The sequence below is a fragment of the Paenibacillus praedii genome, assembly GCF_049725345.1.
In the GTDB taxonomy this organism is placed as follows: Bacteria; Bacillota; Bacilli; order Paenibacillales; family Paenibacillaceae; genus Pristimantibacillus.
Map to the genome: position 1 here is coordinate 103,909 of NZ_JBMWAM010000012.1, position 13,674 is coordinate 117,582.

Consider the following 13,674-nt stretch of genomic DNA (forward strand, 5'->3'; position numbering starts at 1 on the left):
ATTCCTCTACATCCACCGTCAAGCCGGACTTGAATTCTACGGCGAACTTGTCCTCGTAGACGGTGATCTTCTCAATCAGCCGTTAACCAGCTGCTCGTTATATTCGGTGATGGTGGTGGGCTGCTCCTGCAGGAATGTGCTCATATCGGCGATTCGTTTGCGCTGTTCATCACGACCTGCGTTTTCCACTTGAACCTTTTGTTTCTGATCGCGAAGGCGGTAAATCTCATTGGCGACATCCTCGTAGTCGACCTTGGCGTTGGCCAGCTTCATAAGCTGCGTTTGCAGCTCTGCAAGGCGGTCGTCGATGTCGCTCAAGGTTTTATCGTTATCCATACTGAGGACAGTGGCGATGTTATTCTGCAGGGTGGCAAGGAAAGATTCCTTCCCACTCAGTGTATTGTTGATGGCGGCGACCATCACGTTCTCGATGTCGCCTTCCAGCACCGTCCGGGCGTCGCAGAACAAGCCGGTATTCTCCAAGCGACTAACGCATCGCCAGACGATGGATCTCTTGCCCCGGTTGTTCCAATGGACCCTGCGGAATACCTCTCCGCAGCCCCCGCAGATGATCATCTGAGCGAAACAATGGTTGCTGCTGAAGGTTCTGTTCTTCCCGTTCGGGCTGGTGTGGACGACACGCCGCCTGATCAACTCTTCTTGCACCTGCATGAAAATTTCACGCGGGATAATGGCCTCATGGCTGTTTTCAACGTAGTACTGCGGGACAAGTCCGTAGTTTTTGACCCGCGTTTTCGTGAGGAAGTCAGTGGTGTATGTTTTCTGCAAAAGGGCATCGCCGATGTACTTCTCATTTCGCAAGATGTTGTTAATGTTGCTGGTATGCCATTTTTCCCTGCCTGCTCCGTTTCGGATTACGAAGAAATTCAAGATCGTCTGCCCACATAGAAAACCCAACCCCTACAAGCGCATGGCCAAGGCTACGCAGGAGCATAGAACTGCTTCATCTTCATGCCGGTTTGTGCTATGGTGAGAATAACGGGTGCCGGTGCGAGTAATGAAGCTTGCGCACTTGAATGTGCTTAGAAAGATAGTTAAATGGAGGCTGCCATGGTAACGCTCCGTATCAGACCGCTATTGCTGCTGCTATTCCTGTCCATCAATCTGTTCTATCTGCTGGCGATTGTCTTCGTCGTCTACTCCTCTATGTCTCGAATCATCGCTGATGAAGAAAGCGATGCGCGGCGACAATTGCTTAATGAAGTCAACAAGCAAATTACCCTGTCGATGCGAAGCGTCGAAGAAACCGGAATAAACATCGCCTCCCATCAAGTATTATTGAATGCGCTTTCCTACACCAAGGACAACTTGCTCGAGAACTTGCGGGCCAGGCGGAATATTTCCGATGTGATCAATCATTTTATATTCACAAGCACGAACTTCAGCAGTATCCGGATTTATACGGATAAGCTGAACACGGGCCGAAACCTGTCCAGCGACGAGCCGTTCGCCCCTCTCTCCGACTTCAGATGGAGTGATGTCAGCTCCGGGGATACGAACGGGTTCTGGATGAAAGCGCATCAGGATCCTACGATAATAGATAAAAATACGGAGGTCCTGGCCTATGTCCGTGTACTGAAAGATCAGAGGAACGAGTTCGCCGGTTTTCTGAAAATCAATGTAAAGTCATCCTATCTTTTCTCCTACGTGCTGGATCAAGCGGGGATAAGATCCCACTTTCTGATCGATAGCGCAGGCGGGCTGGTTGCCCCGGTTAGCGATCCATTGATGATTCAGCAGGAAGCGGATTTCGATTCGAGAATAATGGACGAGATCTTCGGCGGATTGGACGATCTGGAAATCAGGGGAGATTCGTTCCTTGTTATTTCTTCCGAGCCGAATTATGTCGGATGGAGGGTGATGGAGATCGTTGCCCATGAACAATTGTTCAGCCCTCTTAGCTCGGTCAAAAAGGTTCTAATTGTCATCTGCCTCATTGGCATACTGCTCTCCTTTATCATCTCTTATTATTTATCGAAGAAAATGACGAATGTTGTGTCCGGATTGCTTGAATCCTTCAAGCAGGTGGAGACGGGGAGCTTTGATCTCAAACGCACGAACTATTCCATCTTGGAAATTCAACAGATGCATGTCGGCCTGCAAAGGATGACGAAGCGGCTGGATATGCTGCTGCAGCGGCTGGAGTCCGAGCACAAGCAGAAGACCAAAGCGGAACTGAATGCGCTGCTGACGCAAATTAATCCTCATTTTCTGTATAATACGCTGGATACGATCCAGTGGATGGTCGTTCAAAACAAACAGGAGGAAGTCGTCAGCATGATCGCCAAGCTGTCAAGGCTATTCCGGATCAGCTTGAGCAGGGGACATCCCTTTATTTTGCTTGGAGAAGAAATTGAACACGGAGCACTCTACTGCGAATTGCAAAGCGAGCGGTACAAGAACGATGTAAGGATCGGAATCGACGTGTCCCCCGTTCACAAAATTTTTCTCGTTCCGCGATTAATACTGCAGCCCTTCATTGAGAATGCCTTTATTCACGGGTTCAACAAAGCGGTTCATCACCCCGGTCATCCATTGGAAATATGGATTCGAACCAAGCTGGAAGGAGACAATCTGTTTATTTGCATAGAGGACAACGGCAATCCGCTTGGGGAGGCCGGCAATTCGAACAAAGATCATAAACCGCCCGGCGGATATGGCATCCGCAATGTGAGGGAGAGAATTCAATTGTTCTTCGGTCCGGATTACAGTGTAGAGATCGGCGACTTAAAGCCTGCAGGAGTTAGAGTGACCGTCAAGCTTCCGAAAATTGACGATATAAAAAAAGTGGAGGAGTACACAGGTCACCATCAACCGGACTAATGCCTTACTTTAATCCATGCTTTCCTTACCTTATTACATTAACATAGAAACGAAAATAAGAGAGAATAAGACTACCAAGCAAAGCGCAGGTGAGAGCTGATGAAAATCTTGATTGTTGACGATGAGCAGCGAATCATTGAGGGGCTCCGCGAATTCCTGCCTTGGGAGCAGTTGGGCATTGAAGAATTGCTAACAGCGGACAGCGGTGAATCGGGCTATCAAGTATTCGTGGACCATGTGCCCGATATTATCATTACGGATATTATGATGTCCGGAATAAGCGGCCTTGATATGATCAGACAAATCCGCAAGCGGGATGAGTCGCTGCCGATTCTTGTCCTCAGCGCGTACGATCTGTTTTCTTACGCCAAGGAAGCGGTGGATCTTGGCGTCACTCGTTACATTTTAAAGCCGATCGTCTATGCGGATATCGAGGCGATGATCGGTGAGGTCGTCAAAGAGCTGCAGGCCAAGAAGATGCTGCAGGAATTTGAGCTTCGCAGCCGCCAACAAATCCGCACCAATATGGAATCGCTTAAAGAAAAATTTTTATATGATGTGTTGACGCTGCCTACGCGCTTTGACGATTACTTCGTTAAGGAACTGGATTATTACGGCGTGCACCCTGGCTTCCTCGAGGGTGGTATCGTCATGACGCTGCAGGCTTTCCGGTCGAATAACGGGAAGATAACATGCGAGAAGCATTGGAAAATCTACCGGTTTGCAGTCAAAAACATCGTGCATGAGGTGCTGAGCGGCTGGCAGCCAAGCTATCATCTGCCCTTCCATGACGACCGGATGACGGTCATATTCGTCGGCCCAGATGCGGGGCAATTACTGGAGGCCGCACGCAGCGCTACAAGCGAGATCATTCATCAGATCTATGCTTATCTGGAGATTGAAGTGAACGCGGCGATCGGCAGATGGTATCCGCATCCTGCCGAGTATTCGCGCTCGTTCAAAGAGTCGATAGAGGTGCTGAAATTTAGTGAATTCGAAGGGTATAAGCGTATCGACTTCATCGAAGATATTCAGGAAACGGCTTATTCGGGGGTGACGGAATATCCGTTAAAGGATATGCAGGTGCTGATCGAAGCCGTCAGCCGCAAGGAGTGGAAGGAAGCCAAGGGAGTGTGGGAGGACATCGCGTCCTTTATCACCGCAAGGGAAGAGACAGTTTCCTTCGATTTTGTCAGAATGCTCTGTGCCAGTCTCATAAGCGCTCTGATCGTTTCCGGGGGCAGGAAGGAGAAGGATTTCTCCGCGCTGTTGGAGGCTCAGAATTACCAGACCAAGCGTGAGCTGATCGCCTATGTACGCAGACTTATGGAACAGCTGGCGGAATCCGGTCCCGCCAAGAAAAATCAATCCTCTTATGTAAGCTATATTCAGAAGTATGTGGACGAGCATTATCATGAAGAGATTTCCTTTTCGAAGCTGGCCAAAGACATGCATTTAAGCCGGCCTTATTTAAGTTATCTCTTCAATCGCGATACAGGAGAGACCTTTGCCAATTATCTGATTCAATATCGGGTGAACATAGCCAAGAAAATTATGCAATCTTCTCAATATTTGATGGTAAGAGAGGTCGCATCGATGGTCGGATACTCCGATCCCGCCTATTTTAGCCGAATCTTCAAAAATATTACGGGGATGAGTCCATCTGAGTATCAAATGCGATTAAATTAATGCAAAAATAAACAAACAATATTTTCAAAAAAAGGTATTGACAGCGCTTAAATTTAGGCGCTATAATTCAAATAAATTGGTTGACCAATTGATAAATTAATAAATTGATAAGTTGATTGGTGCTTGGCGGCAGTTGGCGTTAACCCCGTTTACACAAGCCAATATACTTCACGGTAAAGGAGGGACCGTATGCAAATCCGATCAAAGACAGCGTTAATTACCGGATCTGCGACCGGAATCGGGAAAGCGATTGCGCTCGGGCTTGCCAGAGAAGGAGCCAATGTCGTGATCAATTATTCCCGGTCGAGGGAAGAAGCGGAAGCGACCTTGGCAGAGGTTGAGAATTGCGGCGGGAGCGGATGGATCGCACAAGCCGACGTCAGCGATAACGATCAGGTTGTGCGTATGGTTCAAGCCAGTCTGGCACGGTTTGGCAGGATCGACATTTTGGTCAACAATGCGGGTACAACCGATTTTGTTCCCCTTGCAGATCTCGACGGACTGCTTGATGCTTACTGGGACAGGGCGCTGGGTGTGAACGTCAAGGGCATGTTTCATACGAGCCGCGCTTGTGCCGACGAGCTCAGGAAAAATAAAGGCTGTATTATCAATATCACCTCGATTGCCGGGTTTAATGGAGCAGGGAGTTCCATCGCTTATGCCGCCTCCAAGGCTGCAGGCATCAGCATTACCAAGTCGTTCGCGCGCGTTCTTGCTCCCGATGTCCGGGTCAATGCGGTAGCGCCTGGCATCGTTATTACCCGCTGGGTGGACGGACAAGAGGAGCATATCCAGAAATATAGCGACAAAACGCCTCTGGGGAGGCCTGCCTATCCGGAGGATGTGGCGGATATGACGATCGCGATTATCCGTGACGGAAACTTCATGACTGGCCAGACGATCGTCGTAGATGGCGGATGGAGTCTGAGCTCGAGCTAGAATCAGCGGCAATCAAAACATACGAGGAGGCTGAGGATATGAAGGGATTATTTTATGGTGAAGGCACTGGTAGAATTATCGTTATTAATTTGGGCAGAGGGGATCTCTTGCTGGAAAGTATTCGCGACCGGTTGAAGGCCGAAGGCATTCGCAATGCGGCTCTATTCGGGGCTGTAGGTTCCCTTCAGAAGCTGGTCTATCATCTGCCGACCAGTATGGGACCGACATCCAACGACCGGTTCATCACTGTGGAGGGCAGCGGTCCCATAGAGCTGGGCTCATTGTCCGGCAATGTGATCGATGGCGATCCCCATATGCATATTGTAGCCCAGGACAAGAACGACAATTATGTCGGTCATCTTGAAGAAGGCACCGAGGTGCTGTTCCTGGCGGAAATCATTTTGGCGGAAATTCCCGGCCTGAACATCCATCGGGTCAAGAATGAACACGGTGTGGTCTATCTGACTGAAAAGTAGGCGCGCCGCTTTGACAACGGTTTCACCCATCTTATATAGCATCACAATTCACAAACACTATTGGGAGGTAATAGAAAATGACTACGACAATGACAGACAAGGAACTATTGGCTAAAATCCGGAAGCTGAGACTTGCAGATCTCTCCGACGGAATGGATGCGCTCGGTCTTGTAAATGTCGGCTCGATGTCGACGGAAATGCGTCCGCTTCGACCTGGCATCGCATTCGCAGGATTCGCTTTTACCGCTAAGCTGGTCCCTTCGCAGCGGAAAGGCCAGCCTTGTAAAACTGTCGAAGAGTATTTCAAAGCAAATGGTGAATGGTGTTCTGATGCCTATTCCTTCAGTCGGCAGATCGATAAGGAGGATGTGACGGATCGGGTGCTTGTGATCGATATGGGCGGTTATCCGGGCGGCGTGCTTGGCTCCGATAATATGCTTCATTACAAAGCAAAAGGCATGGCTGGCGCAGTCGTCGATGGTGGATGCCGCGACTCCTACGAATGCAACCTGGAGGAAGTCGATGTATTTTGCACGAAGCGTACATTCCACCACGTGTCCTTCCGCATGTCCAACGGCGGTATCAATGTTCCTGTGGAGTGCGCCGGTGTGACCGTCAATCCGGGCGATGTGATCTGTGCGGATGACGATGGAGTGCTGGTCATTCCGCGTGATCGCGCCGAGGAGGTTGTCGAGTTTGCCATCGCTATCCTGGAAGCCGACCAGAAAGCGCGCGCAGCCAAGTATAAGGTGCTCGGCATGGAGCCGGATTACACGCTGAACCGGTTCGCCTAATCATGATTAGCCTGTGTATCGCCCCCGGTTTCCCCAGTAGGGAAACCGGGGTTTGTATAACCAATTACAGGGAGGGTCGATCAAATGAAAAAGAGGAGATTATCGCTTGTTGCTTTGATTCTTATCTTATCACTTGTCATGTCGGCTTGTGTAAGCGGTAACAATGGGAACAATGGAACGGGAAGCAACGGTTCCGGCGGTGAAAACAGTACGGGCAACACATCTGGGGGTTCCGATAACGGTAAGACAGTGGAAATTCGATTTCCCTGGTGGGGCAGTGTAGCCCGCCACGAAAAGTATAATCAGATGATGGATATGTTCGAAGAGAAAAACCCGGGGATCAAGGTGATCCGCGAACCCGGTTCATGGGATGATTACTGGAGAAAAATCCCGACGCAAACCGCCGGTAATAATGCGCCAGATGTGCTGATGTATACGACAGTCGGTCAAATGCCGGAGTATGCGGACAAGGGCGCGGTACTTGCGCTCGACGATTATATGGCGGACGGTACGATCGATGTGAGCAAGGTTCCGCCGAATATTATTGAGCTTGGGAAGTACAAAGGCAAGACGTATATGATTACGAAGGGCCTGGCGGCTATATCCTTAACGACGAACATCGGTCTGTTGAAAGAGAAAGGCGCCCCGCTTCCGAAAGAGGAGTATGCCACCTGGGATGAATTCATTGCTTATATGAAAGAGATCAAGCCGCTGCTTGGCAAGAATGAAAACGGAAGAGAAATTTTTCCGATCGAGGATGATGCCAAGGACGATCTGTTACTGGAGAGCTTCCTGAGGCTTAAAGGCAAGAACATGTTTGCCGAGGACGGCAGCGGCCTCGGATTTGCTAAAGAAGATCTGATCGAATGGTTTGAACTGTGGCAAAGCATGAAGAATGAAGGGCTGGTCCCTCCTGCCGAAATCACAGCGGAAGAAGGCGCTTTGCAGTGGGAGCAGGATATGCTCGCCACCCACCGCGTCATCATGTCCGGCAGACCGGGCAATCATCTGAAAACGATCAAAAATTACATGGAAGACGAGTTGACGATTATTCGTTTGCCAGGCGGCAACGGAACGTTCGGCGAAGTGCTGACAGGCGCATTTCTCGGTATTTCCGCACAAAGCGAACATCCCGAAGCGGTAGCCAAGCTGATCAACACGTGGCTCAATGATCTGGAATTCAATCAGCTGTACATGAACGAGCACGGCATCGTTCAAAATACGGAAATTCTGAAACAGCTGGAAATGAATCCGCATGATGAAATAACAACGAAAAATATGCAGGCGGTTATCGCCTCAACAAAACCTCAAAGTTCGAGACTTCCCGGGGTTGCCGGAATTTTCCAACAGCTCGGTAAATCGTATGAGGAAGTCAATTTTGGCGTCAAGAGCGCCGAGGCTGCGGTGAATGATTTCTTCGCCGAAGCGGAGCGGATCATAAACAAATAAGTTTTACTAAAACAGAAAACAGAGGGGTAGCTCGTCATGATCCGTCTGTTTTCTTCAATTACCTGCAATGGAGTTGGTCATGTGGCTCAAATCGTATTGGAAACCAACATGAAGAGACCATCTGTAATTAAAATGTTCTGGGAGAAAAACAAATTCGCTTGGCTGTTCATATTGCCATGGTTCGTCGGGATTACGGGGCTTGGTCTGATTCCGATGATCGCCTCTTTGTACTTGTCCTTCACTGACTATAACATGTTTGATACTCCGGGATGGGTAGCAGCGGCAAATTACACTAATCTTTTTGAAGATACCAGGTACATTCAAGCGGTCAAGGTGACACTGACGTACGTGGCGGTCGGTGTACCGCTTCAACTGCTCGTCTCGCTGTCGTTTGCAATGATGCTGAATCAAGGCATCCGCGGCCTGTCCTTCTATCGTGCTGTTTATTATATCCCTTCCCTGCTCGGGGGAAGCGTCGCGATCGCGATATTATGGCGTCAAGTATTCGGCCGGGACGGCCTGTTCAATGAATTTCTCGAGCTGTTCGGCATTGTAGGCAAGAGCTGGATCTCAGATCCGCAATATGCGTTGCTTACACTGATTGCTCTAAAGCTGTGGCAATTCGGTTCGCCCATGGTCATTTTTCTCGCAGGTCTGAGGCAAATCCCGAAGGAATTGTACGAGGCTTCTGCCATCGACGGTGCCAACAAGGCGCAGATTTTGTTCAAGATTACCCTTCCGCTCCTTACGCCCGTCATCTTCTTTAATGTCGTGATGCAAATGATCGCCGCCTTCCAGGCGTTTACTCCCGCTTATGTCATAGGGGGAGGATCAGGAGGGGCGCTGGATTCGATTCTGTTCTATACGCTTTATCTGTATATGAAGGCGTTCCAGCATTTTGAGATGGGTTATGCGTCCGCGATGGCCTGGCTGCTGCTTCTGCTGATCTCGGTTGTTACCGCGCTCTTGTTCTGGACCTCCAGGAAATGGGTATATTATGAAAATTAGGAGGGAGCCCGTGTGAATATACAACCATCGGTGACGAAGTGGTTACGCATATCGGTGATCATACTCATGGGGGCCGCCCTGATGTATCCGCTGTTATGGATGCTGAGCAGCTCCTTCAAGCCCAATGCCATTATCTTTCAGAAGCTGGGGCTTTGGCCGACCGGATTTACGTTATCCAACTATGCCAAAGGATGGGTCGGCCTGTCGGGAATCAGCTTTTCCACCTTTTATGTGAATACGTTCATTGTCGTCGGCTTCGCTATTTTGGGCAATATCATCACTTGTTCGATGACGGCCTTCGCGTTCGCACGGATGGATTTCACATTCAAGCGGGTCTTCTTCGCCGCCATGATGGTGACGATTATGCTGCCTTATCATGTGACCCTGATCCCGCAGTACATTATCTTTAACAGCATCGATTGGATCAATACGTATTATCCGCTGATCGTGCCCAAGTTCCTGGCCACCGATGCCTTCTTCATCTTCCTGATGGTTCAATTCATCCGCGGCATTCCGCATGAGTTGGATCAGGCGGCGATCATGGACGGCTGCAATCCGATTCAGACGTTCGTACGCATTATTCTTCCGCTGCTGCAGCCGGCGCTTGTGACCGCCGCTATCTTCACCTTCATCTGGACGTGGAACGATTTCTTCAGTCAGCTGATCTATATCAGTAATCCGAAGCTGTTTACCGTAGCGCTGGGACTGCGGATGTTCCTCGATAACCAGGGAGCGTCGGAATGGGGAGCAATGTTCGCTATGTCCATCGTGTCGCTGATTCCGATCCTGGTCTTCTTTACCTTCTTCCAGCGGCTTATTATCGAAGGCGTATCCACAACCGGCTTGAAAGGTTAAGCACACAAGTGACGTTTCGAATAGAAAGCAGGCGGTGATTAGAAAAATGATTACAGTAGGCATCGTTGGATGCGGAGGGCATGCGAACACGCATGCCGCCACAATTCGGAACAGTTCGTTCGCTGTCCTGGCAGCCTGTGCGGACATTGATCCGGCCAGAGCGGAGCAGTTCGCCCGCACATATGGCATTGCAAACAGCTACGGCTCTTTGAAGGATATGGCCGCCAGCCATAAGCTGGATTTGTTGATCATCGTCGCCTTTCCGACCGTTCATCCGGTGCTGATCCGGGAAGCCATCGAGCATGGGATCCGGCATATTCTTTGCGAGAAGCCGCTAGCACTGAACTCGGAGCAAGCCAGGCAGATTATGGAGCTTGCAGAATCAAGCGGCACGCTGGTCGTGGAGGGATTGATGTACCGCAGCCATCCGCAGATGGCCAGAGCCAAGGCGCTTCTGGCATCCGGCGCGATCGGCGATATCCGCTACATTCATGCGCAATTCAGCGATTATGCCAGCGACAACCCGGGCAACTGGCGCAATAACCGCAGTCAGGGAGGCGGTTCCATGACCGCCAAAGGTTGTTATCTCGTGGACGCATGCAATCTGTTCTCCGGTTCGAGAGCAAAGGCAGCCTTCTGTATTGAATCGACGAATCCGGATTTTAATGTGGAGGTCGGCGAAACGGGAACGATTCTGTATGAGAACGGAGTGACCGCCCAGTTCGAAACCAATCACCGCTCCGTATGGAGGGAGGAAATCAAAGTATGCGGCACGAAGGGGACGCTGCTTATTCCCCATCTTATCGTCACCAAGACGCAGAAGCGGGAAATCGTGCTGGAGATGGACGGCGCTTATGAATTGAGACCGATGCGTACCGAGACCTTTTCGTTCGATGTCATGAGCAGCTACGGGCTGCAGCTTGACAATCTGTACCACTGCATTACAGAAGGCGCTGCCCCACATTTTCCGGTGAAGGACTCGCTCGCCAACTACATCGTCACGGACGCCCTGATGCGTTCCGTCGCTTCCAGCAGGCTGGAACCGGTCCATTGGGGAGATTGAGAATTGACGGGAGGCGTGTGCAATGGTTAAGATCTCGATCATCGGAAGCGGAGGGATTTCCCGGCATCATGTTGAAAGCCTGAAACGCATCGGAGATGCGCAGGTGATCTCCACCTGCGATGTGGATAACCAGCGGGCTGCGGAGCTTGCGGCTTCCTGCGGGGCTGTGGCGTGCACGGACTGGAGAGCCGGTATCAAGGAAGCGGACCTGGTCTATATATTGACCCCGCCTTCCTTTCATAAGGATATCGCGATCGAAGCGATGGAGGAAGGCAAGCATGTCATGATCGAGAAGCCGATTGCCATTGCCGAGGAAGACGCCGAGCAGATCGTCGAGGCTTCGCATCGGCTTGGCCGCAAGGCGATGGTCGGCTTCAATATGAGGCATCGGACAGCATATGGGAAACTGAAGGCTGTACTGGATTCCGGTCGGCTGGGCGACGTGCTGAACTACTGGAGCCAGCGGATGGGGATGGGGAGTCAAGGCGGGACATGGAGGACGAACCGGCAGCAGATGAGCGGCTTTACGATCGAGTCCCTCTCCCACGACATCGATATTTTCCGCTGGCTGTCGGGGAGCGAGGTGGAGTGCGTCTATGGCAATGTGGCCAATTCCCGGCTCGATCTTCCCGGATACGACGACAATACCCTTGCCGTGCTGAAGCTCAGGAACGGTCAGGCGGCGGTCATTCAGGCGAGCTGGTCTTCTTATCTGGAGTTTAACAGCAGGGGAATCGCCGGAAGGGATGGGACGGTTATGATCAGCGGACCCGGCACCTGGAATTTCGACCGATTGACGTACAGGACCAAAGATATGGAAGAAGAATATACCGAGACATTCACCGATCCTCTGGATGAGCAGTCCTATTATGTAGAAAACCTTCATTTTGTCGATTGCGTTCTGCATGACCAGAAGCCGCAGATGACGGCCGAAGACGGATTGGCGGTGCTCCGGGTCAGTCGGGCGATCCTTCAATCGCACAGGGACAACAGGATGGTGACCTTGTAATGGAACGGGCAAACGCTTATGTAACAGGCGCCGACAGAGGGCTTGGGCTCGGACTGGTTCGTGTGCTGCTGGAGAAAGGGTACAAGGTTTATGCCGGCAGCTTTCTGCCGCATTGGCCGGAGCTTGGGAGCCTGCAGCGGGAATTTGGGGGAAAGGACAACCTGGTGATTTTGCCGCTGGATGTGACAAGCCGCGCATCCGCCGACGAAGCTGCGGAGACGATCCAGGCCGATACGGATTCGCTGAATCTGCTCATCAACAACGCCGGGCTGGCCAGCGACCGCTCCGGAACGATCCTGGAAGCTCAGTATGAAGAGGATATTCTGCAATTGTACGATATTAACACACTCGGCCCTTTGCGGGTGACGCAATCGGTGATCGAGCTTCTGCTGAACGCCCGGAGCAAGACGCTTGTCAATATCTCCTCGGTTGCAGGCAGTGTATCGCTGGTTACCCGGATGAATCAGTTCGGATATACGATGTCCAAGTCCGCCCTGAACATGCAGTCCAAAATTATTCATAACCACTTGAAAGACCAGGGGCTTAAAGTGCTCGCCATTCATCCCGGTTGGATGCGGACCCATCTCTTCGGCGACATTGGGCGGATGAAGGACGCTCCCTTCGAGTCGATTCAGTCCGCCCGCAATATTGTTGCGCTCATCGAAAGCCGGACGGAGATTAATGAAGACATTTATATGGACCATGAAGGCAATCCATTACCGTGGTAGGAGGGTGCTATGAAAACGGATATTCAAGTGGCGGCAATGAGCCTGAACTGGAACAATCCAGCCGGTGAACAATTCGAGCCTTGGCTCATGGAAGTCAAGGATGCGGGGTACGACGGAATTACCGGATTTGCAAGCAGCAGCCTGGCCAGCTTCATGGACCAGCCGCATCAGCTGAAGGCGATGCTGGACAGGAACGGGTTGAAGCTGGCAAGTGTGGACGTCCACTTCCAGCCGGACTTCGATTATTACAAAAAGGTATGCGAATGCCTGGCCGTCAACGGCTGCGAGAATCTGGCGTACATCGACCCCAAGGGCGGCCCGAAGGCCTACCGTGAATTGGGGGAGTGGCTGGACCGGATCGGCGAGATGAGTCTCGGATACGGGGTCAGGACGTTCTACCATAATCATACGAGAGGCATAGGGGAAACCTTCACCGACCTGGAACGCGTGCATGCGGAGGTCGACCCCGGCCGCGTATTCATGATGCTGGATCTGGGCCATGCGACCAAGGACTTTATCGAGCTTCCTCCGCAGGAGAGGGCGATTGCGTTTCTGAGAAAATATAAGGGGCGGATCAAGTTCATGGAGTTCAAGGATTGGAATGAACGGACGGATCTGAATACGCCGCTCGGGGAGGGATATTGCGACTACGAGGCTGTCTTTCAATGGGTCCGGGATACAGGCTATCAGGGCTGGATTCTGGTGGAGCAAAACGGTAACGATGGACTGAGCTTGGACCGGACGCCTTTGGAATGCGCCATGCTCAGCAGAGCGTTCCTGCAGCGCGGGCTGGCCGTGTAGAGCAGCTTGACGAAATGCC

13 protein-coding genes are annotated in these 13,674 nt (G+C 51.2%); 12 read left to right on the forward strand and 1 reads right to left on the reverse strand.

Annotated elements, in window-relative coordinates; translation table 11 throughout:
• Window positions 1–75: 75 nt before the first annotated feature.
• Window positions 76–891, reverse strand: a complete 816-nt coding sequence (locus ACO9K6_RS13155) for a recombinase family protein (protein WP_424768014.1) — start codon at window positions 889–891, stop codon at window positions 76–78.
• 180 nt (window positions 892–1,071) lie between these two features.
• Here ACO9K6_RS13155 and ACO9K6_RS13160 point away from each other — a divergent pair, with 180 nt between their 5' ends.
• From ACO9K6_RS13160 to ACO9K6_RS13215, 12 genes are all read left to right on the forward strand, one after another.
• Window positions 1,072–2,844: a sensor histidine kinase gene (locus ACO9K6_RS13160; protein ID WP_424768015.1), complete on the forward strand. Its 1,773-nt coding sequence runs from the start codon at window positions 1,072–1,074 to the stop codon at window positions 2,842–2,844.
• A 99-nt stretch (window positions 2,845–2,943) separates the two neighbouring features.
• A complete protein-coding gene (locus ACO9K6_RS13165; protein ID WP_424768016.1) occupies window positions 2,944–4,533 on the forward strand; it encodes a response regulator in 1,590 nt (529 codons plus the stop codon).
• A 189-nt stretch (window positions 4,534–4,722) separates the two neighbouring features.
• Window positions 4,723–5,472 carry an SDR family NAD(P)-dependent oxidoreductase gene (locus tag ACO9K6_RS13170; RefSeq protein WP_424768017.1) on the forward strand — a complete coding sequence of 250 codons (750 nt, stop codon included), beginning with the start codon at window positions 4,723–4,725 and terminating at the stop codon, window positions 5,470–5,472.
• Between the two features lie 38 nt (window positions 5,473–5,510).
• A complete protein-coding gene (locus ACO9K6_RS13175; protein WP_424768018.1) occupies window positions 5,511–5,948 on the forward strand; it encodes a PPC domain-containing DNA-binding protein in 438 nt (145 codons plus the stop codon).
• 77 nt (window positions 5,949–6,025) lie between these two features.
• A complete protein-coding gene (locus ACO9K6_RS13180; RefSeq protein WP_424768019.1) occupies window positions 6,026–6,742 on the forward strand; it encodes an RraA family protein in 717 nt (238 codons plus the stop codon).
• An 84-nt stretch (window positions 6,743–6,826) separates the two neighbouring features.
• On the forward strand, window positions 6,827–8,191 hold the full coding sequence (locus ACO9K6_RS13185; RefSeq protein ID WP_424768020.1) for an ABC transporter substrate-binding protein: 1,365 nt from the start codon (window positions 6,827–6,829) through the stop codon (window positions 8,189–8,191).
• A gap of 108 nt (window positions 8,192–8,299) precedes the next feature.
• Window positions 8,300–9,199 (forward strand): carbohydrate ABC transporter permease, encoded by a 900-nt coding sequence (locus tag ACO9K6_RS13190; RefSeq protein ID WP_424768047.1) that lies wholly within the window; start codon window positions 8,300–8,302, stop codon window positions 9,197–9,199.
• A gap of 12 nt (window positions 9,200–9,211) precedes the next feature.
• Window positions 9,212–10,054: a carbohydrate ABC transporter permease gene (locus ACO9K6_RS13195; protein ID WP_229725093.1), complete on the forward strand. Its 843-nt coding sequence runs from the start codon at window positions 9,212–9,214 to the stop codon at window positions 10,052–10,054.
• 46 nt (window positions 10,055–10,100) lie between these two features.
• Window positions 10,101–11,117: a Gfo/Idh/MocA family protein gene (locus ACO9K6_RS13200; RefSeq protein ID WP_424768021.1), complete on the forward strand. Its 1,017-nt coding sequence runs from the start codon at window positions 10,101–10,103 to the stop codon at window positions 11,115–11,117.
• Window positions 11,118–11,139: 22 nt separating this feature from the next.
• Window positions 11,140–12,126 (forward strand): Gfo/Idh/MocA family protein, encoded by a 987-nt coding sequence (locus tag ACO9K6_RS13205; protein ID WP_424768022.1) that lies wholly within the window; start codon window positions 11,140–11,142, stop codon window positions 12,124–12,126.
• Window positions 12,126–12,854: an SDR family NAD(P)-dependent oxidoreductase gene (locus ACO9K6_RS13210; RefSeq protein WP_424768023.1), complete on the forward strand. Its 729-nt coding sequence runs from the start codon at window positions 12,126–12,128 to the stop codon at window positions 12,852–12,854. The genes ACO9K6_RS13205 and ACO9K6_RS13210 overlap by 1 nt, the downstream gene beginning before the upstream one ends.
• Window positions 12,855–12,863: 9 nt before the next feature.
• Window positions 12,864–13,655 carry a sugar phosphate isomerase/epimerase family protein gene (locus ACO9K6_RS13215; protein ID WP_424768024.1) on the forward strand — a complete coding sequence of 264 codons (792 nt, stop codon included), beginning with the start codon at window positions 12,864–12,866 and terminating at the stop codon, window positions 13,653–13,655.
• Window positions 13,656–13,674 lie beyond the last annotated feature (19 nt).